Origin of the sequence: Amycolatopsis acidiphila (assembly GCF_021391495.1) — a bacterium.
Classification (GTDB): Bacteria; Actinomycetota; Actinomycetes; order Mycobacteriales; family Pseudonocardiaceae; genus Amycolatopsis_E; species Amycolatopsis_E acidiphila.
This window is the reverse complement of sequence record NZ_CP090063.1, coordinates 2,439,736-2,465,184: the sequence shown is the minus strand read 5'-3', so window position 1 is coordinate 2,465,184 and position 25,449 is coordinate 2,439,736. Positions and strand designations below refer to the sequence as shown.

Here is a 25,449-nt window from a genome sequence, read left to right as displayed (position 1 = left end):
CAGAGCTGTAGAGTGGATGCGTAGCGTCTTCGTGGGCAAGTCCTCGGCCTATTAGTACCAGTCAACTCGAAAACACATTACTGTGCGTCCATTTCTGGCCTATCAACCCCATCGTCTCTAGGGGGCCTTAACCCATGAAGGGTGGGAGACCTCATCTTGGAACAGGCTTCCCGCTTAGATGCCTTCAGCGGTTATCCCTTCCGAACGTAGCTAACCAGCCATGCCACTGGCGTGACAACTGGCATACCAGAGGTTCGTCCGTCCCGGTCCTCTCGTACTAGGGACAGCCTTCCGCAAGTCTCCTACGCGCGCGGCGGATAGGGACCGAACTGTCTCACGACGTTCTAAACCCAGCTCGCGTGCCGCTTTAATGGGCGAACAGCCCAACCCTTGGGACCTACTCCGGCCCCAGGATGCGACGAGCCGACATCGAGGTGCCAAACCATGCCGTCGATATGGACTCTTGGGCAAGATCAGCCTGTTATCCCCGGGGTACCTTTTATCCGTTGAGCGACACCCCTTCCACCAGGAGGTGCCGGATCACTAGTCCCGACTTTCGTCCCTGCTCGACCTGTCAGTCTCACAGTCAAGCTCCCTTGTGCACTTACACTCACCACCTGATTGCCAACCAGGCTGAGGGAACCTTTGGGCGCCTCCGTTACTCTTTGGGAGGCAACCGCCCCAGTTAAACTACCCACCAGGCACTGTCCCTGAACCGGATCACGGTCCGAGGTTCAGATTCCCAATCCGGTCAGAGTGGTATTTCAACAACGACTCCACCCCCACTAGCGTGAGGGCTTCACAGTCTCCCACCTATCCTACACAAACCGAACCGAAAACCAATACCAAGCTATAGTAAAGGTCCCGGGGTCTTTCCGTCCTGCCGCGCGTAACGAGCATCTTTACTCGTAATGCAATTTCGCCGGGCCTGTGGTTGAGACAGCCGGAAAGTCGTTACGCCATTCGTGCAGGTCGGAACTTACCCGACAAGGAATTTCGCTACCTTAGGATGGTTATAGTTACCACCGCCGTTTACTGGCGCTTAAATTCTCAGCTTCACCCCCGAAGGGATTAACCGGTCCTCTTAACGTTCCAGCACCGGGCAGGCGTCAGTCCATATACATCGTCTTACGACTTCGCATGGACCTGTGTTTTTAGTAAACAGTCGCTTTCCGCTGGTCTCTGCGGCCAACTCACCCTAGCCCGCGAAGGGCTTCAAGTGCTTTGGCCCCCCTTCTCCCGAAGTTACGGGGGCATTTTGCCGAGTTCCTTAACCACAGTTCACCCGATCGCCTTGGTATTCTCTACCTGACCACCTGTGTCGGTTTGGGGTACGGGCCGCACATGTTCTCGCTAGAGGCTTTTCTCGGCAGCATAGGATCACTCTACTTCGCCTCAACGGCTACGCATCACGTCTCAACCTTCATGAGCGGCGGATTTACCTACCACTCGGCCTACACGCTTACACCAGTACAACCACTCACTGGCGGAGCTACCTTCCTGCGTCACCCCATCGCTTAACTACTACTGGCTCAGGCTCCACGCTCCCTCACCTCAACCCGAAGGTCTCGGCAAGTTCGGGTGGTTAGTATCACCAGCCTCGCTATGGGCGAACATACGCGGGTACGGGAATATCAACCCGTTGTCCATCGACTACGCCTGTCGGCCTCGCCTTAGGTCCCGACTCACCCTGGGCAGATTAACTTGACCCAGGAACCCTTGGTCATCCGGCGGCAGAGGTTCTCACTCTGCATTCGCTACTCATGCCTGCATTCTCACTCCCACACCCTCCACCGCTAGCTTCCGCCACGGCTTCCCCGGATGCAGGACGCTCCCCTACCCATCAACACGACTGGATGATCACTGCATGAGCGATCATCGATCTATATGTGTCAATGACACGGCTTCGGCGGTGTGCTTAAGCCCCGCTACATTGTCGGCGCAGGACCACTTGACCAGTGAGCTATTACGCACTCTTTCAAGGGTGGCTGCTTCTAAGCCAACCTCCTGGTTGTCTGGGCAATCCCACATCCTTTCCCACTGAGCACACACTTCGGGGCCTTAGCCGGTGTTCTGGGCTGTTTCCCTCTCGACGACGAAGCTTATCCCCCGCCGTCTCACTGCCGTACTCTCACATGATGGTATTCGGAGTTTGGTTGACTTCGGTAACCCGGTAAGGCCCCTAGGCCATCCAGTAGCTCTACCCCCACCATGAAACATACGACGCTGCACCTAAATGCATTTCGGGGAGAACCAGCTATCACGGAGTTTGATTGGCCTTTCACCCCTACCCACAACTCATCCCCCAGGTTTTCAACCCTGGTGGGTTCGGGCCTCCACACCGTCTTACCGGCGCTTCACCCTGGCCATGGGTAGATCACTCCGCTTCGGGTCTAGACCACGCGACTCAATCGCCCTATTCGGACTCGCTTTCGCTACGGCTACCCCACCCGGGTTAACCTCGCCACGCAGCACTAACTCGCAGGCTCATTCTTCAAAAGGCACGCCATCACCCTGTCGTCGAAACGACTGCCAGGCTCTGACGGCTTGTAGGCACACGGTTTCAGGTACTCTTTCACTCCCCTCCCGGGGTACTTTTCATCTTTCCCTCACGGTACTAGTCCGCTATCGGTCACCAGGAAGTATTTAGGCTTACCGGGTGGTCCCGGCAGATTCACAGCAAATTCCACGAGCTCGCTGCTACTCGGGAACACCACCACACAACACCCACACAGTTTTCGCGTACGGGACTCTCACCCACTCCGGTCCACCATCCCAGGCGGTTCCACTAACCATGCAGCATCATGCCAGAGATGTCAGTCTCTGGAAGATGGGTCCCACAACCCCACGCACACAACCCCTGACAGGTATCACATGCACGCGGTTTAGCCTCCTCCGCTTTCGCTCGCCACTACTCACGGAATCACTTTTGTTTTCTCTTCCTACGGGTACTGAGATGTTTCACTTCCCCGCGTTCCCTCCACACCGTCTATACATTCAACGGCGGGTAACACCTCATCACAGGTGCTGGGTTTCCCCATTCGGACACCCTCGGATCACAGCTCGGTTGACAGCTCCCCGAGGCTTATCGCAGCCTCCCACGTCCTTCATCGGCTCCTGATGCCAAGACATCCACCATGCGCCCATAACAACTTGACCACAAAGATGCTCGCATCCACTCTACAGTTCTCAAACACCACACCCAGAGGCGTGTTGCCTCAGGACCCAACAGCGTGCCAGGAACATTCCCCCACCAACCCCAACGCACCCCGTTCCACACCCCCCGAAGAGAGCAGTACTAGAAGCCGCCAGCAAGCCAGCAGACGAACCTCAACCAGTAGCTCCACAATTCCTTGAGCGTCCAGACAACACCACGAACGGATGTTCAGCCTGGCCACCCCGCCACCACCGCGACCCCAAAAGAGGGGACACGAGAATGCCGGATGTGTTGTGCTCCTTAGAAAGGAGGTGATCCAGCCGCACCTTCCGGTACGGCTACCTTGTTACGACTTCGTCCCAATCGCCAGTCCCACCTTCGACCACTCCCTCCCCTTACGGGGTTGGGCCGTGGGCTTCGGGTGTTACCGACTTTCATGACGTGACGGGCGGTGTGTACAAGGCCCGGGAACGTATTCACCGCAGCGTTGCTGATCTGCGATTACTAGCGACTCCGACTTCACGCAGTCGAGTTGCAGACTACGATCCGAACTGAGACCGGCTTTAAGGGATTCGCTCCACCTCGCGGTATCGCAACCCTCTGTACCAGCCATTGTAGCATGTGTGAAGCCCTGGACATAAGGGGCATGATGACTTGACGTCATCCCCACCTTCCTCCGAGTTGACCCCGGCAGTCTCCCGCGAGTCCCCGCCATTACGCGCTGGCAACACAGGATAAGGGTTGCGCTCGTTGCGGGACTTAACCCAACATCTCACGACACGAGCTGACGACAGCCATGCACCACCTGCACACCGGCCACAAGGGGGCCGACATCTCTGCCGGTTTCCAGTGCATGTCAAGCCCAGGTAAGGTTCTTCGCGTTGCATCGAATTAATCCACATGCTCCGCCGCTTGTGCGGGCCCCCGTCAATTCCTTTGAGTTTTAGCCTTGCGGCCGTACTCCCCAGGCGGGGCGCTTAATGCGTTAGCTACGGCACGGACAACGTGGATGTCGCCCACACCTAGCGCCCAACGTTTACAGCGTGGACTACCAGGGTATCTAATCCTGTTCGCTCCCCACGCTTTCGCTCCTCAGCGTCAGTATCGGCCCAGAGACCCGCCTTCGCCACCGGTGTTCCTCCTGATATCTGCGCATTTCACCGCTACACCAGGAATTCCAGTCTCCCCTACCGAACTCAAGTCTGCCCGTATCGACCGCAAGCTGAAGGTTAAGCCTCCAGTTTTCACGGCCGACGCAACAAACCGCCTACGAGCTCTTTACGCCCAATAATTCCGGACAACGCTCGCACCCTACGTATTACCGCGGCTGCTGGCACGTAGTTAGCCGGTGCTTCTTCTCCAGGTACCGTCACTCGCGCTTCGTCCCTGGCGAAAGAGGTTTACAACCCGAAGGCCGTCATCCCTCACGCGGCGTCGCTGCATCAGGCTTGCGCCCATTGTGCAATATTCCCCACTGCTGCCTCCCGTAGGAGTCTGGGCCGTGTCTCAGTCCCAGTGTGGCCGGTCACCCTCTCAGGCCGGCTACCCGTCGTCGCCTTGGTAGGCCATCACCCCACCAACAAGCTGATAGGCCGCGGGCTCACCCTGTACCGCCAGAACTTTCCACCACCCCAGATGCCTGAGATGGTCGTATCCGGTATTAGACCCCGTTTCCAGGGCTTATCCCAAAGTACAGGACAGATTACCCACGTGTTACTCACCCGTTCGCCACTCATCCACCACCGAAGTGGCTTCAGCGTTCGACTTGCATGTGTTAAGCACGCCGCCAGCGTTCGTCCTGAGCCAGGATCAAACTCTCCAACAATGTCAGAAAATCCGATCGACTCACCAAAAATAGTCAATCTCAAAGGAACCCAAAACGGGTTCAAAAACAAAGCTCTACTGGCTTAGTTCACTAGCACACTGTTGAGTTCTCAAACAACACACAACCGAAACCGCATTCACGCTTTTTGTTTGCCGGGCGAACACTACCCCACCGGAAATCCGGAGATAAACTCGGGGGATATACATCCGTCCAGGCCAGGACCACCCACTCTACCACAACCCGTGGGAGCTTGGTTCGTGATCCCCGCGCCGCCCGGTCTCCCTGGCGACAAAGAGAAGATTACATGCCCCAAAAGCCCCGCCGACAGGGGGGTCCCCTAACGACAAAACCGCAGGTCAGCGCAGCAATCGGACGCCACCGGTGGTCCGCTTGCCGCGGCGCACCACGAGCCACTTGCCGTGCAGCGCGTCGGCGGCGGACGGCCGCCACTCCTCATCGGCGACCTTCACGTTGTTCACGTACGCACCGCCCTCCTTGACGGCACGGCGCGCGGCGCCCTTGCTGTCCACGAGTCCGGGCGCGAGCAGCAGGTCGATGATCGCCGGCTCGTCGGACAGCCGGACCTCGGCCGTCGGGACCTCGGCCATGACGGCGTCAAGGGTCGACTCGTCGAGCTCGCTCAGCTCGCCGCGCCCGAACAGCGCCTGGCTCGCCAGCGCCACCTGACGCGTCTGCTCCGCGCCGTGCACGAGCGTCGTCAGCTCCTCGGCGAGCTTCCGCTGCGCCGCGCGTAGCTGCGGCTTGTCGGCTGTGAGCTGTTCCAGCTCGGCAATCTCCTCGCGGCCGAGGAAGGTGAACATCTTCAGGTACGGGACGGCCTCGGCGTCGCCGACGTTCACGAAGTACTGGAACCAGGCGTACGGGGACGTCATCGACGGGTCCAGCCACAGGTTCCCGCCGCCGGTGGACTTCCCGAACTTCCGCCCCTCGGAGTCGGTGACCAGCGGCGTCGTGAGCGCGTGCACCGTGGCGCCGTCGACCTTGCGGATGTAGTCCACCCCGCCGATGATGTTGCCCCACTGGTCGGAGCCGCCGATCTGCAGCTTCGTGCCGTACTTCCGGTGCAGTCGCAGGTAGTCGTAGGACTGCAGGAGCAGGTAGCTGAACTCGGTGTAGGACATCCCGTCCGAGGCGAGGCGGCGCTTGACCGTCTCCCGCGCGAGCATCACGTTGACCGAGAAGTGCTTGCCGACGTCGCGCAGGAAGTCCAGCGCGCTGACCTCGGCGAACCAGTTCAGGTTGTTCTCGATGACCGCACCGGTGGGCGAGTCGTCGAAGGTCACGAACTTCTCCAGCTGCACGCCGATGCGCTGCAGCCGCTCCTGGATGACGTCGAGCCCCACCAGCGTCCGCTCCCCCACGTCCCGCGGGTCGCCGATCTGACCGGTCGCGCCGCCGGCGAGCACGATCGGCCGGTGTCCCGCGCGCTGGAAGCGCGCCAGCGTCAGCAGCTGGACGAGGTTGCCGGCGTGCAGGCTGTCCGCGGTCGGGTCGAAGCCGCCGTAGAGCGTGAGCGGGCCGGCGTCGAGGTCCGTCCGGAGGGCGTCGAGGTCGGTGGACTGGGCGACGAGCCCGCGCCAGGACAGTTCGTCGAGAATGTGTTCGCTCACGCCTTGATACTCCCGTACCAGGTCAATCGACTACTTACGGGGTCGTGCCCGGCCGCCGCGCCGGTAGACCGACACCGCGGGCGAGTCGACCCAGAACCGCCATGGGACGTCCATCGCGGCCGCCACCCCGACGCGCGGCCCGGCGCGGACGTCCGCGGCCGGGACCTCGTCCCCGGTGAACAGGCGCACCGGGGAATCGGGATTCACCAGGTCGGCACCGTTGTGCTCCGGCCCGATGCGCAGCGCGGAGGTCAGCCGGGCAGGCCCCTGTGCGAGCTCGTCGTCCCGCCTCGCGGCCTTCCTGCGCGCCCGGGCCAGGTCCACGCCCTCGACGACTTCGGCGGCACGGAGCAGGACCGCGCCGGCCTCGCCCTCTTCGCGGCCGACGATGTTCGCGCAGAAGTGCATGCCGTAGACGAAGTAGACGTAGAGATGCCCGGCCGGCCCCCACATCACCTCGTTGCGCGGGGTCTGGCCGCGGTAGCAGTGCGAGGCCGGATCGTCCTGTCCGCGGTACGCCTCGACCTCGACGAGGCGCGCGGCAACCGTGCCCTCCGGCCCGGTGGTCTCGATCACCGCGCCGAGCAGCACGTGCGCCAGGTCCACAGGGTCGACGGCGAGCTCCTCGCGCTTGAACAGCCTCACCGCAGCACCACGCTGCCCTGTGAGGTCCACAGCACCGCCTCCAGCGCGGGCTGCTCCCCGAAGCCGACCTCGAGCGCCTGCCCGAGCACACCGACATGACGGGTGATCGCGTCGGGCTCCGGGTGCACTCCGACGAGCGAGACCAGACGGGAGCTGCCCGCCAGGTCGTCGGCGGGGTGCGGCGAGTCGTACCAGTCGATGAGGAAGGGCACGAGCCCGTCGCCGTCCGGTGGAAACGCCAGCTCCCACTCGAGCAGGACACCGTCGGGACGGCGGCGTGACATGGGTACCGGGCCGAGAACCGGGTAGTCGGCGGCGGCTTCGAGGGCGTCGGCCAGCCTGGGGACGCGGGCCGCCCAGGTGACCAGCCGGGGCGCCTGGAGTTCGTCGATGCCGAAGGACCTCGGCTCGCCGGGCTCGGGCTGCTCGGTGTCCGGGCCGATCACCTCGAGGTACGTGCCGCCGCCGAGCCCGGCGAGGAAGTTCCTGGTGCCGCGTCCGACGTGCGGCCCACCCGGGGTGAGCTCGATCCCCTGCCCGGCGAGCGCGGACACGGTGCCGGGCAGGTCCGGCGTCGCGTAGACGAGGTGGTCGATGCTCACAGGCTCAATGTGTACCTGAGCTTGTCCACGCCGTGGGCCCCGGTCCGCTCGTAGAACCGCTGCCCGGCGTGGTTCTGCCGGGGTGTCTGCCACTGGAGCCTGGTGGCGCCCAGCTCCCGCGCCCGCCGCACGCCGGCGTCGAACAGGCGCCGGCCGACGGCCTGCCCGCGGACGCCGTCGCGCACGAAGAGGCAGTCGAGCAGGACGTAACTGTCGCCGCGCCACGTCGAGGGATGCCAGCAGTACGAGGCGTAGCCCGCGAGCGCGCCGCCGGCCACGGCAACCAGGCACCAGATCCCCGGCCGGGGGCCGAAGATCTGCTCCTCCAGCCGCTCGGCGAGGTCGTCGGGCAGCGGCTGGACCGGCTCGTCGAGACCGCGGTCGAACTCGGCGTGCTCGCGGCACAGGTCGGCCAGCTCCGCGAGCTCGCCGCGTTCGACGTCGCGGACCGTCAGTCGATCCATTCGCGGAACCGGGCGACCCGGTCCTCCAGCCGGCCGAGCTGTTCGGCCACGCGGGCCGGGGCCGTGCCACCCCGCGCGTCCCGCGACGCGACCGACCCCTCGACCGTCAGCACCTCGCGCACCCGCGGGGTGAGCGCCGGGGAGATCTTCTCCAGCTCCTCGTCGGTCAGGTCCTCCAGGCCCACGCCGCGCGACTCGGCGGCCCGGACGCACTCCCCCGCCGCCTCGTGCGCGACACGGAACGGAACTCCTTGGCGCACGAGCCATTCCGCGATGTCGGTGGCGAGGGTGAACCCGGCCGGGGCCAGCTCGGCGAGGCGGTCGGTGTGGAAGGTGAGCGTGCCGAGCATGCCCGCGATCGCGGGGAACAGCAGCTCCAGCTGCTCGACGGAGTCGAAGACCGGTTCCTTGTCCTCCTGCAGGTCCCGGTTGTAGGCCAGTGGCATCGCCTTGAGCGTCGCGAGCAGGCCGGTCAGGTTGCCGATCAGCCGCCCGGACTTGCCACGCGTCAGCTCCGCTACGTCGGGGTTCTTCTTCTGCGGCATGATCGAGCTGCCGGTCGCCCAGGCGTCGTCGAGGGTGACGTAGCCGAACTCGGCGGTGTTCCAGATGATCACCTCTTCGGCGATCCGCGACAGGTTCACCCCGAGCATCGCGAGCGCGAAGGCGAACTCCGCGGCGAAGTCCCGCGAAGCGGTGCCGTCGATGGAGTTCTCGACGCTGGCGTCGAAGCCCAGCTCCTTCGCGACGGCCTCCGGGTCTAGGCCCAGCGAGGATCCGGCCAGCGCGCCCGAGCCGTAGGGCGACTCGGCCGTGCGGCTGTCCCAGTCGCGCAGCCGGCTGACGTCGCGCAGCAGCGCGTGCGCGTGCGCCAGCAGGTGGTGTGCCAGCAGGACCGGCTGGGCGTGCTGCAGGTGCGTGCGGCCGGGCAGGACCGCACCCGGGTGCTGCTTCGCCTGCGACACCAGCGCGTCGACCACGTCGAGAGTGCCAGTGGCCACCCGCCGCGCCGCGTCCCGCAGCCACATCCGGAACAGCGTCGCGACCTGGTCGTTGCGGGACCGGCCCGCGCGGAGCTTGCCGCCCAGCTCGGTGCCCGCCCGTTCCAGCAGTCCGCGTTCGAGGGCCGTGTGTACGTCCTCGTCCGCGATCGTCGGCGTGAACGCGCCGGAGGCGACGTCCTCGGCGAGCTGGTCGAGCGCCGCCAGCATGGCGGCCAACTCGTCCTCGGTCAGCAGGCCGGCGCTGCGCAGCACCCGGGCGTGCGCCTTCGAGCCCGCGATGTCGTAGGGGGCCAGGCGCCAGTCGAAATGGGTCGAAGCGGACAGCTTCGCCATCGCCTCGGCCGGTCCGCCCGCGAACCGGCCGCCCCACAACTGGACGGGCTGTTGTCCCTCAGCCATGAACCTCAGCTCTTCTGGTTGCGCTTCGCGGCGATCTTGCTCGGCAGGCCCCACAACTGGACGAAGCCCTTGGCCAGGCTCTGGTCGAAGGTGTCGCCCTCGTCGTAGGTGGCCAGGTTGAAGTCGTATAGCGACTGCTCGCTGCGACGACCGGTGACCACCGCGGAGCCGCCGTGCAGGCGCAGCCGGATCTCACCGGTCACGTGCTCCTGGCTCTTCGCGATGAACTGGTCCAGGGCGTCCTTGAGCGGCGAGAACCACAGGCCGTCGTAGACCAGCTCGCCCCAGCGCTGCTCGACCTGCCGCTTGAAGCGGGCCAGGTCGCGTTCCACCGTGACGTTCTCCAGCTCCTGGTGTGCGGTGATCAGCGCGATCGCGCCCGGGGCCTCGTAGACCTCCCGGCTCTTGATGCCGACCAGCCGGTCCTCGACCATGTCCAGCCGTCCGATGCCGTGCGCACCGGCGCGCTGGTTCAGCTGCTGGATCGCCTCCAGCACGGTGACGGGCTTGCCGTCGATCGCGACCGGGACACCCTTCTCGAAGGTGAGCACGAGCTCGTCCGGCGCGCCGAAGTTCAGGGCCGGGTCCTCGGTGTAGGAGTAGACGTCCTTGGTCGGGGAGTTCCACAGGTCCTCGAGGAAGCCGGTCTCCACCGCGCGGCCCCACACGTTCTGGTCGATCGAGAACGGGGACTTCTTGGTGACGTCGATCGGCAGGTTGCGCTCCTCGGCGTAGGCGATCGCCTTCTCCCGGGTCCACGCGAAGTCGCGCACCGGGGCGATCACCTTCAGGTCCGGCACCAGTGCGCCGAGGCCGACCTCGAAGCGCACCTGGTCGTTGCCCTTGCCGGTGCAGCCGTGCGCGACGGTGCCGGCACCGTGGTACTTGGCCGCCTCCGCGAGGTGCTTGACGATGACCGGCCGGGACAGCGCGGACACCAGCGGGTAACGGTCCATGTAGAGCGCGTTGGCCTGCAGCGCCGGCAGGCAGTACTGCTCGGCGAACTCGTCCCGCGCGTCGGCGACGACGGCCTCCACGGCGCCGCAGTCGAGCGCGCGCTGCCGGATCGTGTCCAGGTCTTCGCCGCCCTGGCCCAGGTCCACGGCCACGGCGACCACTTCGGCCCCGGTCTCCTCGGCGATCCAGCCGATTCCCACCGAGGTGTCCAGCCCGCCCGAGTAGGCGAGCACTACCCGCTCAGTCATTCCCGTTCTCCTTCACGTCTGTGTCCAAAGTAGACGACCGCCGCGCCAGTGCGGTGAAGCGGTCGGCCAGGTCCCGGCCGGAGAGCGGTTCCCTGGCGATCACCGCTACCGTGTCGTCTCCCGCGATCGAGCCGACGACCTCCTCCAGCGCCGCCCTGTCGATCGCGCTGGCGAGGAACTGCGCCGCCCCGGGCGGCGTGCGCAGCACCGTGAGGTTGCCCGAGCAGTCCGCCGAGACCATCAGCTCGGCCAGCAGGCGCGAGAGCCGGGAGGTGCCACCCTGCACCCCGCGCACCGGACTGCCGTCCTCCGGGATGACGTAGACCGGTGCCCCGGAATCCGCACCGCGCAGCTTCACCGCGCCCAGCTCGTCCAGGTCTCGCGACAACGTAGCCTGCGTGACCTCGACGCCCTCGGCCGCCAGCAGCTTGGCCAGCTCGGTCTGGCTGCGGATGGCCATCGTGGACACCAGCTCGGTGATCCTGGCCTGCCGGGCGGCCCTGCTCATCATCGTCGGTCGCTGAGCAACCACACCAACAACGCCTTCTGTGCGTGCAGCCGGTTCTCGGCCTCGTCCCACACCGCGCTCGCCGGGCCGTCGATCACCTCGTCGGTGATCTCCCAGCCGCGGTGCGCGGGCAGGCAGTGCAGGACGATCGCGTCCTGCGCGGCCAGGGCGAGCAGCTCGGTGTTTACCTGCAGCTTCCGGAACGGCGTCACCCTGTCCAGGCCGTCGTTCTCCTGTCCCATCGAGGTCCAGGTGTCGGTCACCAGTACGTCCGAGCCCTCGACGGCGGCCTTCGGGTCGGTGAAGACCGTCGCGCTGCCATCGGTCTCTTCGGCCCGCTCCTTCGCCGCGAGGACGACGTCGGGCAGCGGCTGAAAGCCCTCGGGGGTGACGACGCGCACGTGCATGCCCGCGGTCGTGCCGCCGAGCATCAGCGAGTGGGCCATGTTGTTCGCGCCGTCACCGAGGTAGGTCAGCGTGAGCCCGGCCAGCCTGCCCTTGCGCTCACGGATCGTCTGCAGGTCCGCGAGCACCTGGCAGGGGTGGAACTCGTCGGTCAGCGCGTTGACCACCGGCACCGTGGCGGCGGAGGCCATCGCGTTGAGCCGCTGCTGGGCGAAGGTCCGCCAGACGACCGCGTCGACGTACCGGGACAGCACGCGCGCGGTGTCCTCGATCGTCTCCTCGCGGCCGAGCTGCATCGACCGACCGTCCACGATGATCGGATGGCCGCCCAGCTGGGCGATGCCGACCTCGAAGGACAGCCGGGTGCGGGTGGAGTTCTTCTCGAACAGCACGGCGACCGACTTCGGCCCGGCGAGGGCGGTGTTGCCCAGCGGATCCTTCTTCAGCTCGGCGGCGAGGTCGAGGACGGCGAGCTGCTCGGCGGGAGTCAGGTCGTCGTCGCGCAGGAAGTGGCGTGGCATGTCAGTCCTTCGGGGTGGCGATGTCGAGCGCTTCGGGAAGCGCGGAGAGGAAGCCCTGGGCCTGCTCGTCGCTGAGGACGAGCGGGGGCGCGAGGCGGATCGTGTCCGGCGCGACGGGGTTCACCAGGTACCCGGCGTCCTGCGCGGCCTTCGCGACCGCGGGCGCGACCGGCGCGCGCAGGGCGATGCCGATGAGCAGGCCCGCGCCGCGGACACCGCCCACCAGCGGGTGTCCGAGCTCCTCGACGCCGGCGGCGATGTCCTTGCCCAGCTTCGAGACGTGGTCGTTGAGGTTGTCGCGCGCGATGGTCCGCAGCACCGCGAGCCCGGCGGCGCAGCACACCGGGTTGCCACCGAAGGTGGTGCCGTGCTGGCCCGGCTTGAGCAGGTCGGCCGCCGCCCCGACGCCGATCGTCGCGCCCAGCGGCAGCCCCCCGCCGAGGCCCTTGGCCAGGGTGAAGACGTCCGGCACGATCCCGGCCTGCTGGAAGGCGAACCAGGTGCCGGTGCGGGCCATGCCGGTCTGCACCTCGTCGAGGATCAGCAGGGCGCCGGTGTCCTTGGTGATCTCGCGCGCGGCCTGAAGGTACCCGTCAGGCGCGGGGACGACGCCGCCCTCGCCGAGGATCGGTTCGAGCACGACGGCGGCGGTCTCGGTGTCCACCGCGGCCCGCAGCGCGTCCACGTCGCCGAACGGGATGTGCACGACGCCCGGCATCAACGGCTCGAACGGCTGCCGCTTGGGCGGCTGGCCGGTGAGCGCGAGCGAGCCCATCGTGCGACCGTGGAAGGCGCCCTCACAGGCGACGATCTTCGTGCGCCCGGTGAGCCGGCTGATCTTGATCGCCGCCTCGTTGGCCTCCGCGCCGGAGTTGACGAACAGCACCTTGGCGTTGCCCGTGAGCCCGGCGACGTCCAGCAGCGCCTCGGCCAGCTCGACCGCGACCGGGTTCACGTAGAGGTTCGAGGTGTGCCCGAGCCGGGTGATCTGCTCGGTGACGGCCCGCACGATCTCCGGATGCGCGTGCCCGAGCGCGTTCACCGCGATCCCGCCGAGCAGGTCGACGTACTCGTTGTCCTCGGCGTCCCACACTCGTGCGCCCTCGCCTCGGACCAGGGTCAGCTGCGGGGTGCCGTAGTTGTCCATGAGCGCGGACCGCCAGTGCCCCTGGCCGTCCACATTGGACGTGATCTGGTTCATACGGGCTCCTGTTCGGGAAGGACCATGGTGCCGATTCCGCGGGAGGTGAAGACTTCGAGCAGGACGGAGTGCGCGATGCGGCCGTCGATCACGTGGGCGCCCCGGACGCCACCACGCACGGCCTTGGCGCAGGCCTCCATCTTCGGGATCATGCCGCTGGCCAGGGTCGGCAGCAGCTGTTCGAGGCGGTCGACCTGGATGCGGTCGATCAGCGACGAGCGGTCCGGCCAGCTGGCGTAGAGGCCTTCGACGTCGGTCAGCACGACGAGCTTCTCGGCGCCCAGCGCGGCCGCGAGCGCGCCCGCCGCGGTGTCGGCGTTGACGTTGTGCACCACGCCGTCGACGTCCGGGGCGACGGTCGAGACGACCGGGATGCGCCCGGCGTTGACGATGTCCAGGACGGCGTCGGGGTTGACCGACGCGACCTCGCCGACGAGGCCGACGTCGACCGCCTCGCCGTCGACCGTGGCGTGCTTGCGCTCGGCGATGAACAGCTGGGCGTCCTCGCCGGAGATGCCGACGGCGTACGGGCCGTGGGCGTTGATCAGGCCGACCAGCTCGCGGCTGACCTGACCGACCAGCACCATGCGCACGACGTCCATCGTCTCGGGCGTGGTGACCCGCAGGCCGCCGACGAATTCACCGACGAGCCCCAGCCTGTCGAGCATGCTGGTGATCTGCGGGCCGCCGCCGTGCACCACGACCGGGCGCAGGCCCGCGAGCCGCAGGAACACCATGTCCTGGGCGAAGGCGTGCTTGAGCTCGTCGTCGACCATGGCGTTGCCGCCGTACTTGACCACGACGGTCGCACCGTGGAAGCGCTGCAGCCAGGGCAGTGCCTCGATGAGCACGCCGGCCTTCTCCGCCGCGGTGGCGAGGCGGTCGTCGGCCGGGATGAGGGCTTCGGAAGGCGTCATGAGGAGTAGGCGCTGTTCTCTTCGACGTAGCCGTGCGACAGATCCGTGGAGTAGACCGTGGCGGCGCTGGTGCCGACGCCGAGGTCGATCACGATCTCGACGGCCCGGCCGGACAGGTCGGCCGCGGAACGGTCGGCCGCAGTGGTGCCGTTCGCGAAGAGGGTCACGCCGTTGATGGCGATCGACAGCGTCTCCGGGTCGATCTCGGCCTGGGCCCGGCCGAGCGCCATCGCGATCCGGCCCCAGTTCGGGTCGGAGCCGAACAGCGCGGTCTTGACCAGGTTGTCCTCGGCGACGGTGCGGCCGACGTTGATCGCGTCCTGCTCGCTGGCGGCGCCGCGGACGACGATGTCGACGTCCTTGGTCGCCCCCTCGGCGTCGGCGCGCAGCTGGTACACCAGGTCCAGGGCGGCCGCGGTGAGCAGCTCGGTGAAGTCGTCCAGGCCGGGCGTGACGCCACTGGCACCGGAGGACAGCAGGATCACGGTGTCGTTGGTCGAGGTGCCGCCGTCGACGTCGAGCCGGTCGAAGGTCACCCGGGTGGCGGCGCGCAGGGCGGCGTCGAGCGCGTCCGGTTCGAGCACCGCGTCGGTCGTGAGGACCGACAGCATGGTCGCGAGGTTGGGCGCGAGCATGCCGGCGCCCTTCGCGATGCCACCGATCCCCCACCCGTCGATGTGCGACTTGAAGGTCTGCTTGGGCTTGCTGTCCGTGGTCATGATCGCGGTCGCGGCCGCGAGACCGGCCTCGGGTGTGCTGTCCAGCGCTTCGGTCGCACTGTCCACTCCGGACAGGACCGCGTCCATCGGCAGCCGCTCGCCGATGAGGCCGGTGGAGCACACCGCGACCTCGATCGCCCCGGTGTCGAGCGCCTTCGCGACCTTCTCGGCGGTGGCGTGGGTGTCCTGGAACCCGGCGGGACCGGTGGCCGCGTTGGCACCGCCGGAGTTCAGCACGACCGCGCGCAGCCGCTGGTGGCGCAGCACCTCCTGCGACCACAGCACGGGCGCGGCCTTGATCACGTTGCGGGTGAACACCCCCGCCGCGGCCTGCTCGGGCCCGTCGTTGACGATCAGGGCGAGGTCGGGTGCGCCGGAATCCTTGATCCCGGCCGCCACGCCCGCGGCCCGGAATCCCTTCGGTCCGGTGACGGTCACGGTGCGACTCCTACGGTCGAAAGTCCGGTGGTCTCGGGGAGACCGAGGGCGATGTTCATGGACTGGATGGCGCCGCCCGCGGTCCCCTTGGTCAGGTTGTCGATCGAGGACACCACGATCAGCCGTCCGGCGTCGGCGTCCACGGTGACCTGCAGCTGCGCGTTGTTCGAGCCGAGCGTCGCGGCGGTCGTCGGCCACGAGCCCTCGGGCAACAGCTGCACGAACGGCTCGTCGGCGTAGGCCTTCTCGTACACCGCGCGGGCGGCCGTGGTGTCCACTTCGGACGCCAGCGACGCGCTCGCGGTGGTCAGGATGCCGCGGGGCATCGGCGCGAGGACGGGCGTGAACGACACGGTGACCCGCTCGCCCGCGACCGCGCCGAGGTTCTGCGCGAACTCCGGCGTGTGCCGGTGCGCGCCACCCACTCCGTACGCACTCGCCGAGCCCATGACCTCCGAGCCGAGCAGGTGCGGCTTCAGGCTCTTGCCCGCGCCGGACGTGCCGGTGACCGACACGACCGACACCTCGGGCTTGACCAGCCCGGCCGCCAGCGCCGGCGCGAGCGCCAGCGACCCGCCGGTCGGGAAGCAGCCCGGGACGGCGATCCGCTTGGTGCCGGCGAGCTTCGCCCGCGCACCCGGCAGCTCCGGCAGGCCGTACGGCCAGGTGCCCGCATGGTCGCCGGTGTACCAGCGCTGCCAGTCGGCGGCCTCGGCGAGCCGGTGGTCCGCGCCGAGGTCGACGACGAGCACGTCCGGGCCGAGCTGGGCCGCGATCGCCCCCGAATGACCGTGCGGAAGCGCGAGGAACACGACGTCGTGCCCGGCGAGGGTGTCGGGCGTGGTCTCGCGCAGCACTCGGCCTGCCAGCGGAGCCAGGTGTGGCTGGTGCTGCCCGAGCGGGGTGCCCGCACTGCTGGCAGCGGTCAGAACGCCGATCTCCACTTCCGGGTGCGCGAGGAGCAGGCGCAGGAGCTCTCCACCTGCGTACCCGCTCGCACCCGCCACCGCGACCTTCACCGTCATACGTATGATTATGCATTCCGGCGCAAGTTCAATCAATTCGGGGTTCGGTGTCCCGGCCACGACAACCCGCGCAGCACTTCACCCCTCCTCATCCTGCGGGTATCCGGCACGCGGCAGGCCCTCCTCGACGTGGCAGCCTGGCGGCACCCCGGTGGGGCAGCCGCGCGAACACAGCCGTCCCACCAGCCTGTCACGTCTCCTCGGGCTCGCCCCCGTCCGCGCGCCGGCTGGGCGGCTCGGGCAGGTACTCCCCCGGTCGCTCGGGCTCTCGGCAAGCGCGCGCGGATGCCGCCCGGCGTGCGCTCGAAGTGGACCGCGATCTCCTGGACCGACTCGCCCTCGATCCAGCGGCGCTCGAGCTCCCTGTCGAGCTCGGGGCTCCACGGCCGACCTTGGCCGGCGGGGCGGGCACGTGTTCTTCGCGCGCCCGGCTCACTGATCGCGACGTGATGTCGCAGCGTCTCCGACAGGACGGAGCCCAGCGCGGCGGCGGCAGCCGAGGCGACCTCGAGCTGCCCGTCCGCGACGAGCTGGCCCTGCGGGCCCGCTCCGCCGATGCTCACGATCAGCCGGTCGGACTGGTCACCGCCCGGCAGCGAGGTGACCTCGATGGAATAGGTGTTTTCGCCTGCCCGGACCTTGCTCCGGTGTTCTTCGATGATGTTCATGCCGCGGACGCTAGCGGCACCCTCCGACAATTTTCGTCACCGAGGGCTCGCGACCGGTCGCGCTCCGAAATTGTCGGACCCCCGACGTACGGTGCTCGCAACATCACTGGAGAGCCGACTGGGGGCCTGATGCGAGGGCAGGAAAGACGACGCCGCCCCGGCGAGAACACCGGGGCGGCGAAGGCCGCGCGATCAGTACTGGGCGCCGGCGAGCGCCTTCTGCAGCTCGGCCGGCTGCTGACCGGCCGCCGTGTCGGACTTGGCCGCCGTCGCACCGGACGGCACCGGGTCCGGCAGCGGGGCGCAGGTGGTGTCCGGGCCGTTGCCCTTCTTGCGCGCGGGCAGCTTGCCGGTCGCCAGGTAGTCCGCCACCTGGTCGTCGACGCACGCGTCGCCGGAGAGGGAGTCGGCGTGCGTCGCGCCGCCGGGCTCGCCGATCAGGCTGGAGTTCGGGTAGAGCTTGCGCACCTGCAAGCTGCCCTCGAACGGGGTCGCCGCGTCGAGCTCCTCGTCGATCAGCAGTGCGCTCGCGACCTTCGTGCCGTTGATCGTGACCGGCTTGCCCGGCTTCGCCGGCCAGGACAGGCAGGGTGCGTTGTACCAGGCGTTGCCCCACGTCTCGAACGGCGCGCGGTGGTAGGTGGCCCAGTTGTCGGTCCGCCACTTGGTCCAGCTGGTCGGCCACCGCACGTCGCTGCACTGCACGGCGTCGTAGACGGCGAAGCCGTTGTCGTCGCCCGGGGTGTCGGTGTCGTCGTAGAGCGACTTGAGCGTCTGCCAGTCACCGTTGTGCACCCAGCCGCTGAACGCCTTGGCCATGTCCTCCCAGCCGAACCGGTAGTACCCGGCCTGCAGGAAGATGTCGCTCCACTCGTCCGGCCCGATCACGCCGCCCGCGGGGTTCTGCGCGAGCTTCTTCTGCTCGGAGTACCACAGCTGCTCGACGGCGTCGCCCGAGCCGCCCAGGTGGTAGACGCTGTCGTACTTCGCGATCCAGTCGAAGTAGATCTTGATGTTGCGGTCGAAGGCGACGTCCTGGTCCAGGTTCGCCTTGTACCAGACCTTGCGCGGGTCGACGTTGCTGTCGAGCACCATCCGGCGGACCCGCTGCGGGTACAGCGTCGAGTAGACCTGCCCGAGGTAGGTGCCGTAGGAGAAGCCGTAGTAGTTGATCTGCTGCTGGCCGAGCGCCTTGCGCAGCGACTCCATGTCCTGCGCGGAGTCGGTGGTCTTCATGTGCTCCAGCAGCGGCCCGTTCTTCGCGCACGCCGTCGCGTAGGACTTCGCGGACGCGAGCCAGGTCTGCTCCAGCTGCGGGGTGGTCGGCACGTAGTTCGGCCGGTTGTAGCCGAAGTAGTCCGGGTCGCAGGACAGCGCGGGCTTGCTCGAACCGACACCGCGGGGGTCGAAGCCGATCCAGTCGTAGGAGTCCCCGGCGTGGTTGGGCACGTACTTGCCCAGGACCGAAAGGCCGAGGCCGGAACCGCCCGGGCCGCCCGGGTTCACCAGCATGACGCCCTGGGACTGGGCGGTGGTGTGCCGCACGCGCGAGACGGCCAGGGAGATCTTGGTGCCCGCGGGCTTGCCGTAGTCCAGCGGGACCTCGAGGAAACCGCACTGGGCGCCGGCCTTCTGCAGGCTCGGCGAGGAGCACGCGCCCCAGGCGATCGGCGCCGGGTCGAACTCGGGCGCGGCGGGAGCCGCGGTCGCCGAAGGGGCCGCGACCACGGTGCCGGCGAGGATGCCGGCCGCCGCGAGCGCGGAGAGAAGTTTGTTCACTTTGGTCCTTTTCGTCGACATCTCCGCTGCCACACAGCGAAAGCCAGCAACGTTTCGCCACAACGTCCCGGATTTCCCCGGTTTCCGCCACCCGACTTTGGTCGGATGTTTCCAGTGAGGTGCCCGGATGGACAAAGTGGACGGTTTCGTGGCCGCGGTCCGTGCCGCGCTGGCGGCGGCGGGAGACCCGGTGAAAGCACCCGAGATGCGCCGGTACATGAAGTCGGAGATGCCGTTCCACGGAGTGCCGAAACCGGAGCGCCAGGCCGTGACGCGACGACTGTTCGCCCAATACCCCTTGCCGGACCGGGATTCTTTCGTCGGTGCCGCACGGAAGCTGTGGCAGGAAGCGGAATTTCGCGAGGAGCGCTACGTCGCGATCGACCTGACCGGCCATCGGGGGTACGCGCAATGGCAGGACAGCAGCCTGCTCCCGCTACACGAAGAGATGATCGTGACTGGCGCCTGGTGGGACTACGTCGACGAGATCGCGGTACGGCGGGTGGGTCCGATCCTGCGGGGCGAGCCGGCGGTCGTCGACCCTGTGTTGCGGAGCTGGGCGGTCGATGCGGATCACTGGCGGCGGCGGACGGCGATCATCTGTCAGCTCGGCGCGAAGGACGGAATAGACCTCGGCCTGCTGACCTTCGCGATCGAGGCGAGCATCGTGGAAGGCGATTTCTTCCTGCGCAAGGGCATCGGCTGGGCGCTTCGCCAGCACGCACGCCTGGATCCGGCCTGGGTGCGTCGCTTCGTCGACGAGCATCCCGGGCTTTCCCCGCTGTCCGTGCGCGAGGCGCTCAAGCACCTGCCGCGCTGAGCCGGTGGGGCCTCCGGCTCCGGTTCGCCGCCGGCAGCCCCACCGCTCGGCAGGAATCAGCCGCGCAGGATCGCGCCGAACCGAGAGGCCGCCTCGTCGACCGCCGCGTCGCGGGCCTTGGTCGCCTCTTCGATGGTCAGCGTGCGATCGGGGGCGCGGAAACGCAGCTTGTACGCCAGCGAGCGCTTGCCCTCGCCCACCTGGTCACCGGTGAACGCGTCGAACAGCGTGACGTCCTCGAGCAGCTCGCCGCCGCCGGCGATGATCGCCTCGGCGAGATCCGCGGCCGGGACCTTGGCGTCCACCACGAGCGCGATGTCGAGCAGCACCGGCGGGTACGGCGAGACAGCCGGGGCGGGCCTGCCCTCGGGCAGTGGGATCGCGTCCAGGTCGAGCTCCATGGCCACGGTCCGCTTGGGCAGCCCCAGCGCCTCGACGACCTTCGGGTGCAGTTCGCCCGCGTGGCCCACCGGCCAGTCGCCGACGAGCAGCTGGGCGCAGCGGCCCGGGTGCCACGGCGCGAGGTCGGCCGCGCGGACCCGCAGCGGGATCCCGGCGGCCGCGCCGACGGTGCGGGCGGCCTGGACGGCGTCGGCCCAGATCGCCTGCTCGCCGTCGCCCCACCAGCCCGAGCGGGCGCGCTGGCCGGCCAGGACGACCGCGACGTGCAGCGGCTGTTCGGGCACCGCGGCCTCGAGCTGCGCCAGCTCCTCGTCGCTCGGCCGGTGCTCCACACCGAGGCCGGGCATCGGGACGGAGGTGGCGCTGGGCAGCACGACCTGTCCGATGTGGAACAGGGCGAGATCCCGGAAACCACGGGACACGTTGCGCTGCAAGGTTTCCAGCAGGCCGGGCAGCAGCGAGCTGGCCATCTGGTCCTTGTCGGCCTCGAGTGGGTTTCGCACCTTGATGGTGCGCCGGCGCACGTCGTCCTCGGCCAGGCCGAACGCGTCCCACGTCGAGGCGGACATGAACGGGAAGGGCAACACCTCGACGTAGCCGGCCTCGGCGAGCGCGCGCGAGACGGTACGGCGGCGGCGCTGGGTCTCGGTGAGCCCCGCACCGGCAGGCGCCGGAGGCAGCGTGGAGGGAATGCTGTCGTAGCCCTCGAGCCGCAGCACCTCTTCGACGAGGTCGGCCGGCTGCAGCAGGTCGCCACGCCAGCTCGGCGGCACGGCGGTGACCAGCGCGGTGCCCTCGTCGGACGTGCCGACCTGGACCTTGCAGCCGATCTGGCCAAGCCGGCGGACGGTCACGCCACGCTCGTAGCGCACTCCCGCGACTCGGTCGGGCAGGTCGATCGGCATGGTCACCGGGGCCATCGGCTCGACGTGACCGACGTCGGTGCGGCCGGGCTGGATGCTTCCCTCGCCGTAGCGGCGCAGCAGGCGCGCCGCGAGCTCGACGGCAGCGGGACACAGCATCGGGTCGGTGAACCGCTCGAACCGCTTGGCCGCCTCCGAGAACAGCTTGTGCCGTCGGGCGGTGCGGCTGATCGACGCCGGGTCCCAGTGGGCGGCCTCGAGCAGGACGTCGGTGCTGTCCGGGCTGATCTCGGTGGTCGCACCACCCATGGTGCCCGCCAGCGAGATCACCCCGCTGTCGTCGGCGATCACCATGTCGTCCGGGTCGAGCGTGCGCTCGGCGTCGTCGAGGGTGGTCAGCTTCTCGCCCGGCTGGGCGCGGCGGACCACCAGGTCGCCCTTCACCGACGCGGAGTCGAAGGCGTGCAGCGGGTGGCCCAGCTCGAGCATCACGTAGTTGGTGACGTCCACTGCCAGCGAGATGGACCGCATCCCGGCCAGCAGCAGGCGGCGGCGCATCCACCACGGCGTCGGCGCGGTGGCGTCGAGTCCGGTGACGCGGCGCAGCACGAAGCGCTTGCAGCCGTCCTCGTCCTCGATCCGGACCGGCCACGCCTCGCCCTCGGGCTCCGGCAGCTCCAGGGAGGCCGGGTCGCCGAAGGGCACGTCGAGCGCGCAGGCCAGCTCACGTGCGAGGCCGCGGATCGACAGCGCGTAGCCGCGGTCCGGGGTCGGCACGACATCGAGCACGGTGTCGTCGAGGCCGAGCACCTCGCGGGCGTCGTCGCCGGGCGAGGCGGTGGACGTGGGCAGCACCAGGATGCCGTTGTGGTCCTCGCCCAGGCCCAGCTCGCGGGCCGAGCAGATCATGCCGTCGCTGACGTGGCCGTAGGTCTTGCGCTGCGCGATGGCGAACCCGCCAGGCAGCACGCTGCCGGGCAGCGCCACGACGACCAGGTCGCCCTCGACGAAGTTGGTGGCGCCACAGACGATGCCGCGGGTCCGGATGCCGTGCGGGCCCGCGTTCTCCTCGTCGGCGTCCTCACCCTCGGGCGCTTCCTCGCCGGTCTCGACGCGGCAGTATCGGATGGGCTTCTTGAACTCGGTCAGCTCCTCGATCTCGGCGACGCGACCGACCACGACGGGCCCGGTGACCTCGCCGAGCGGCTGCACGTCGTCGACCTCGATGCCGATCCGGACGAAGGCGTCGGCCAGCTCCTGCGGTCCGACCTCGCCGGCGTCGAGATGCTCGAGGAGCCAGCTCACGGGGACTCGCACTATGCCTCCGTTCCGAAGGGAAGGGTGAAGCGGACATCGCCCTCGACCATGTCGCGCATGTCGGGGATGCCGTTGCGGAACTGCAGGGTGCGCTCCAGGCCCATGCCGAACGCGAAGCCGGAGTACACCTGCGGGTCGACTCCGCAGGCCCGCAGCACGTTGGGGTTGACCATGCCGCAGCCACCCCACTCGACCCAGCCGGGGCCGCCCTTCTTCTCCTCGAACCACACGTCGACCTCGGCCGAGGGCTCGGTGAAGGGGAAGAAGTGCGGGCGCAGGCGGGTCTTGGACCGCTCGCCGAACATCGCGCGCGCGAAGGCGTCGAGGGTGCCCTTGAGGTGGGCCATCGTGATGCCCTTGTCCACCGCGAGGCCCTCGACCTGGGAGAAGACGGGGGTGTGGGTGGAGTCCAGCTCGTCGGTGCGGTAGGTGCGGCCCGGGCAGACGACGTACACGGGCAGGTCGCGGTGCAGCAGCGTGCGGGCCTGCACCGGTGAGGTGTGGGTACGCAGGACGAGGCCGGAGCCGGGCTCGCCGACGTAGAAGGTGTCCTGCATCTGGCGGGCGGGGTGGTCCTTGCCGAAGTTCAGCGCGTCGAAGTTGAACCACTCGGCCTCGAGCTCGGGGCCTTCGGCGACCTCCCAGCCCATCCCGATGAAGACGTCGGCCACGCGCTCGCTGATGGTCGTGATGGGGTGGCGGGCGCCGCGGGGCACGCGGTCCCACGGAAGGGTCACGTCGACCGCTTCCTCGCGCAGCACGTGCTCGTCGCGCTCGGCCTGCAGAACCGTGCGGCGCCTGTCGAACGCGCCCTGGATGGCCTGGCGTGCCTCGTTGACCCGCTTGCCCGCCTCGGCCTTCTCGTTTTTGGGCAGCCCGCCGATCGCGCGCCGGGCCAGCAGGAGCGGCGAATGGTCGCCGAGGTGCGCGGGCTTGACGGCGGCCAGCGCGTCGAGGTCCGCCGCCTGGGCGAACTCGGCCTCGGCGTTCTTGATCGCGGCCTGCAGGGTCTCCGGCTTCAGCTCGTCGGCCGGCTGCGGGTCCTGCTTGTCGTTGGCTCCGGACATAGCTCCTCAGCGTCCGCTGGACGGGTCTGCGGCTCGGCGCGAGCACACGTAAGCGATTACCGGGAGATTCTAGGCGACTGGCGTTCGGTGACGATTGGTCACCCTCCGCTCGACCTGCGCAGGGCCATCGCGCTGCCATAGAGGCAGACGGCGGCGGCCGTGGCGAGGTTGAGGCTCTCGGCCCGGCCGTAGATCGGGATGCGGACGCCCTCGTCGACCGAGGCGATCACCTCGGCGGACAGGCCGTGCGCCTCGTTGCCGAAAACCCAGGCCACGGGCACGTCCAGGGGCAGGGAGTCCAGTTCGGTCTCGGCGTGGCCGTGTGCGCCCAGCAGGCGCAGCCCGGCCGCGCGGCAGGCCTCGAGTGCGGCGTGCACGTCGCGCGCGCGGGCGAGGGGCAGGTGGAACAGGCTGCCGGCCGAGGCGCGGACGCACTTGCCGTTGTGGGGGTCGACGCTGTCGCCGGCGAGGATCACCGCGTCCGCTCCGGCCGCGTCCGCGACACGGATCACGGTGCCCGCGTTGCCGGGGTCGGCCACGTCCACGAGGACGGCGACCAGGCGCGCCGCGGGGGCCGGGGCCGCCGGGCCCGCTACTGCCGCCCCGGGGGCTGGGGCAGCGGCGCCGGCGGCGGCTGCCGCGGGGGCGGGGTCGGCGGGAGCCGGCGATGCTGCCTCGGCGGCCGGCTCCGCCGGGTCCGGTGACGGCGCCCCGGGGGATGGGGCCCCGGGGGATGGGGCCGCCGCGGGGGCTGGGGCAACGGGAGCTGGTGATGCCGCCTCGGCGGCCGGGGCCCCAGCAGCCGCCGGGCCCGCTGCGGCCGCCGTGGGGAGCAGCCCGTCGAGGGGGCGGTCGACCAGGTCGCAGACCGCGACGATGCCTTGCGGGGTCACGGTTTCCGAGAGGGCGACCGCGGCGCGGTCGGTGACCGGGGAGACCCGGACGCCCGCCTCACGCGCGGCGGCGACCAGCTCGGGGTACGCCTGCTCGGCGCGGCCGGTCACGAACAGCTCGTGCACGAAGCCGCGGCCGCGGGAGAGCGCGGCGCCTACGGCGTTCGCACCCTCCGCGAGAAAACGGCCCGCCTTCTCCCGCTCCGCACGCCGCGTCAGGCGGCGCGCAGCAACGACCCGGGGGGTCCGCTCGGTGAACGGATCCGCCCCGGGCCGGGTGGTGTTCGCGCTCAGGCCGACTTCTTCTCGGAGTCCGGGCCCGTCGTCACGTTCTGCTTGGCGACCTCGGCGAGCGCCGCGAACGCGGTGGCGTCGTTGACGGCCAGGTCGGCCAGCACCTTGCGGTCGACCTCGACACCGGCGGCCTTGAGGCCCTGGATGAACCGGTTGTAGGTCACGCCGTTCTGCCGGGCGGCCGCGTTGATGCGGGTGATCCACAGCTGGCGGAAGTCACCCTTGCGGGCGCGGCGGTCCCGGTAGGCGTAGTTGAGCGAGTGGAGCGTCTGCTCCTTGGCCTTGCGGTACAGCCGCGAACGCTGACCGCGGTAGCCGCTGGCCAGTTCGAGAGTTGCGCGACGCTTCTTCTGGGCGTTGACCGCCCGCTTGACGCGTGCCACGGGTCCATCCTGTCGATCTCAGGGGGCGCGGGAGCACCCCGGGTTTACAGCGAAGTCCGGCAAAAAGCTCAGCGGCCGAGGAGCCGCTTGATCCGGCCCGCGTCGTTCTTGGCGATCTCGGTCGTGCCCTCCAGGCGGCGGGTGACCTTGCTGGCCTTCTTCTCCATCAGGTGACGGCGGCCGGCCTTCTGACGGCGCAGCTTGCCGCTGCCGGTCACGCGGACTCGCTTGGAGGTCCCGCTGTGCGTCTTCATCTTGGGCATTCGTTGTTCTCCTTCAGAGTGCAGCACACCGGAA

General features: G+C 68.4%; 19 protein-coding genes, 2 rRNA genes and 1 pseudogene. 1 reads left to right on the top strand and 21 read right to left on the bottom strand.

The annotated features are described in order from the left end of the window. Positions 1-31: 31 nt before the first annotated feature. From LWP59_RS11990 to LWP59_RS11915, 16 genes and pseudogenes are all read right to left on the bottom strand, one after another. Positions 32-3,159, bottom strand: a 23S ribosomal RNA gene (locus LWP59_RS11990). Positions 3,160-3,461: 302 nt separating this feature from the next. Next, positions 3,462-4,982, bottom strand: a 16S ribosomal RNA gene (locus tag LWP59_RS11985). Together the 16S and 23S rRNA genes form the textbook arrangement of a ribosomal RNA operon. Before the next feature lie 356 nt (positions 4,983-5,338). Next, positions 5,339-6,613, bottom strand: a complete 1,275-nt coding sequence (gene tyrS, locus LWP59_RS11980; RefSeq protein WP_144644878.1) for a tyrosine--tRNA ligase — start codon at positions 6,611-6,613, stop codon at positions 5,339-5,341. 30 nt (positions 6,614-6,643) lie between these two features. Beyond that, the gene (locus LWP59_RS11975) at positions 6,644-7,258 is read right to left on the bottom strand and encodes a DNA-3-methyladenine glycosylase (RefSeq protein WP_144644876.1); all 615 of its coding nucleotides are present in this window, start codon (positions 7,256-7,258) and stop codon (positions 6,644-6,646) included. Next, complete coding sequence (locus tag LWP59_RS11970) at positions 7,255-7,860, bottom strand: VOC family protein (protein ID WP_144644874.1); 606 nt, start codon at positions 7,858-7,860, stop codon at positions 7,255-7,257. Before LWP59_RS11970 ends, LWP59_RS11975 begins: the two co-directional genes overlap by 4 nt. Beyond that, on the bottom strand, positions 7,857-8,324 hold the full coding sequence (locus LWP59_RS11965; RefSeq protein WP_144644872.1) for a GNAT family N-acetyltransferase: 468 nt from the start codon (positions 8,322-8,324) through the stop codon (positions 7,857-7,859). The genes LWP59_RS11970 and LWP59_RS11965 overlap by 4 nt, the downstream gene beginning before the upstream one ends. Beyond that, the gene (gene argH, locus LWP59_RS11960) at positions 8,312-9,727 is read right to left on the bottom strand and encodes an argininosuccinate lyase (RefSeq protein WP_144644870.1); all 1,416 of its coding nucleotides are present in this window, start codon (positions 9,725-9,727) and stop codon (positions 8,312-8,314) included. The genes LWP59_RS11965 and argH overlap by 13 nt, the downstream gene beginning before the upstream one ends. Positions 9,728-9,732: 5 nt before the next feature. Further along, on the bottom strand, positions 9,733-10,932 hold the full coding sequence (locus LWP59_RS11955; RefSeq protein ID WP_144644868.1) for an argininosuccinate synthase: 1,200 nt from the start codon (positions 10,930-10,932) through the stop codon (positions 9,733-9,735). Continuing rightward, entirely contained in the window at positions 10,925-11,440 is a 516-nt protein-coding gene (locus LWP59_RS11950) for an arginine repressor (RefSeq protein ID WP_144644866.1), read from the bottom strand. The genes LWP59_RS11955 and LWP59_RS11950 overlap by 8 nt, the downstream gene beginning before the upstream one ends. After that, the gene (gene argF, locus LWP59_RS11945; RefSeq protein ID WP_144644864.1) at positions 11,440-12,366 is read right to left on the bottom strand and encodes an ornithine carbamoyltransferase; all 927 of its coding nucleotides are present in this window, start codon (positions 12,364-12,366) and stop codon (positions 11,440-11,442) included. Before argF ends, LWP59_RS11950 begins: the two co-directional genes overlap by 1 nt. 1 nt (position 12,367) lies before the next feature. Continuing rightward, a complete protein-coding gene (locus LWP59_RS11940) occupies positions 12,368-13,567 on the bottom strand; it encodes an acetylornithine transaminase (protein ID WP_144644862.1) in 1,200 nt (399 codons plus the stop codon). After that, positions 13,564-14,484 (bottom strand): acetylglutamate kinase, encoded by a 921-nt coding sequence (gene argB / locus LWP59_RS11935; protein ID WP_144644859.1) that lies wholly within the window; start codon positions 14,482-14,484, stop codon positions 13,564-13,566. Before argB ends, LWP59_RS11940 begins: the two co-directional genes overlap by 4 nt. Next, positions 14,481-15,641 (bottom strand): bifunctional glutamate N-acetyltransferase/amino-acid acetyltransferase ArgJ, encoded by a 1,161-nt coding sequence (gene argJ, locus LWP59_RS11930; protein ID WP_144644857.1) that lies wholly within the window; start codon positions 15,639-15,641, stop codon positions 14,481-14,483. Before argJ ends, argB begins: the two co-directional genes overlap by 4 nt. After that, entirely contained in the window at positions 15,638-16,666 is a 1,029-nt protein-coding gene (gene argC / locus LWP59_RS11925) for an N-acetyl-gamma-glutamyl-phosphate reductase (RefSeq protein ID WP_144644854.1), read from the bottom strand. The genes argJ and argC overlap by 4 nt, the downstream gene beginning before the upstream one ends. A gap of 190 nt (positions 16,667-16,856) precedes the next feature. Beyond that, positions 16,857-17,334: pseudogene (locus tag LWP59_RS11920) on the bottom strand (helix-turn-helix domain containing protein). 192 nt (positions 17,335-17,526) lie between these two features. After that, positions 17,527-19,113 carry an alpha/beta hydrolase gene (locus LWP59_RS11915; protein WP_144644851.1) on the bottom strand — a complete coding sequence of 529 codons (1,587 nt, stop codon included), beginning with the start codon at positions 19,111-19,113 and terminating at the stop codon, positions 17,527-17,529. Positions 19,114-19,240: 127 nt separating this feature from the next. Between LWP59_RS11915 and LWP59_RS11910 the strand changes: the two genes are divergently transcribed. Continuing rightward, positions 19,241-19,933 carry a DNA alkylation repair protein gene (locus LWP59_RS11910; RefSeq protein WP_144644848.1) on the top strand — a complete coding sequence of 231 codons (693 nt, stop codon included), beginning with the start codon at positions 19,241-19,243 and terminating at the stop codon, positions 19,931-19,933. A gap of 56 nt (positions 19,934-19,989) precedes the next feature. Here the strand turns inward: LWP59_RS11910 and pheT are convergent, their stop codons facing one another. From pheT to rpmI, 5 genes are all read right to left on the bottom strand, one after another. Beyond that, complete coding sequence (pheT, locus tag LWP59_RS11905) at positions 19,990-22,515, bottom strand: phenylalanine--tRNA ligase subunit beta (RefSeq protein WP_144644845.1); 2,526 nt, start codon at positions 22,513-22,515, stop codon at positions 19,990-19,992. Beyond that, entirely contained in the window at positions 22,515-23,582 is a 1,068-nt protein-coding gene (pheS, locus tag LWP59_RS11900; protein ID WP_144644842.1) for a phenylalanine--tRNA ligase subunit alpha, read from the bottom strand. Before pheS ends, pheT begins: the two co-directional genes overlap by 1 nt. Before the next feature lie 98 nt (positions 23,583-23,680). Continuing rightward, positions 23,681-24,769: a TrmH family RNA methyltransferase gene (locus LWP59_RS11895; RefSeq protein ID WP_191334875.1), complete on the bottom strand. Its 1,089-nt coding sequence runs from the start codon at positions 24,767-24,769 to the stop codon at positions 23,681-23,683. Further along, positions 24,766-25,152, bottom strand: coding sequence for a 50S ribosomal protein L20 (gene rplT / locus LWP59_RS11890; protein ID WP_144646262.1), 387 nt, complete (start codon positions 25,150-25,152; stop codon positions 24,766-24,768). Before rplT ends, LWP59_RS11895 begins: the two co-directional genes overlap by 4 nt. Positions 25,153-25,220: 68 nt before the next feature. After that, complete coding sequence (gene rpmI / locus LWP59_RS11885) at positions 25,221-25,415, bottom strand: 50S ribosomal protein L35 (protein WP_144646260.1); 195 nt, start codon at positions 25,413-25,415, stop codon at positions 25,221-25,223. Positions 25,416-25,449: the final 34 nt, after the last annotated feature.

Coding starts and splice junctions, on each gene's coding strand:
- LWP59_RS11965 (WP_144644872.1), bottom strand. CDS start 8,324: ATGGATCGACTGACGGTCCGCGACGTCGAACGCGGCGAGCTCGCGGAG.
- argH (WP_144644870.1), bottom strand. CDS start 9,727: ATGGCTGAGGGACAACAGCCCGTCCAGTTGTGGGGCGGCCGGTTCGCG.
- LWP59_RS11955 (WP_144644868.1), bottom strand. CDS start 10,932: ATGACTGAGCGGGTAGTGCTCGCCTACTCGGGCGGGCTGGACACCTCG.
- LWP59_RS11950 (WP_144644866.1), bottom strand. CDS start 11,440: ATGAGCAGGGCCGCCCGGCAGGCCAGGATCACCGAGCTGGTGTCCACG.
- argF (WP_144644864.1), bottom strand. CDS start 12,366: ATGCCACGCCACTTCCTGCGCGACGACGACCTGACTCCCGCCGAGCAG.
- LWP59_RS11940 (WP_144644862.1), bottom strand. CDS start 13,567: ATGAACCAGATCACGTCCAATGTGGACGGCCAGGGGCACTGGCGGTCC.
- argB (WP_144644859.1), bottom strand. CDS start 14,484: ATGACGCCTTCCGAAGCCCTCATCCCGGCCGACGACCGCCTCGCCACC.
- argC (WP_144644854.1), bottom strand. CDS start 16,666: ATGACGGTGAAGGTCGCGGTGGCGGGTGCGAGCGGGTACGCAGGTGGA.
- LWP59_RS11910 (WP_144644848.1), top strand. CDS start 19,241: ATGGACAAAGTGGACGGTTTCGTGGCCGCGGTCCGTGCCGCGCTGGCG.
- pheS (WP_144644842.1), bottom strand. CDS start 23,582: ATGTCCGGAGCCAACGACAAGCAGGACCCGCAGCCGGCCGACGAGCTG.
- rpmI (WP_144646260.1), bottom strand. CDS start 25,415: ATGCCCAAGATGAAGACGCACAGCGGGACCTCCAAGCGAGTCCGCGTG.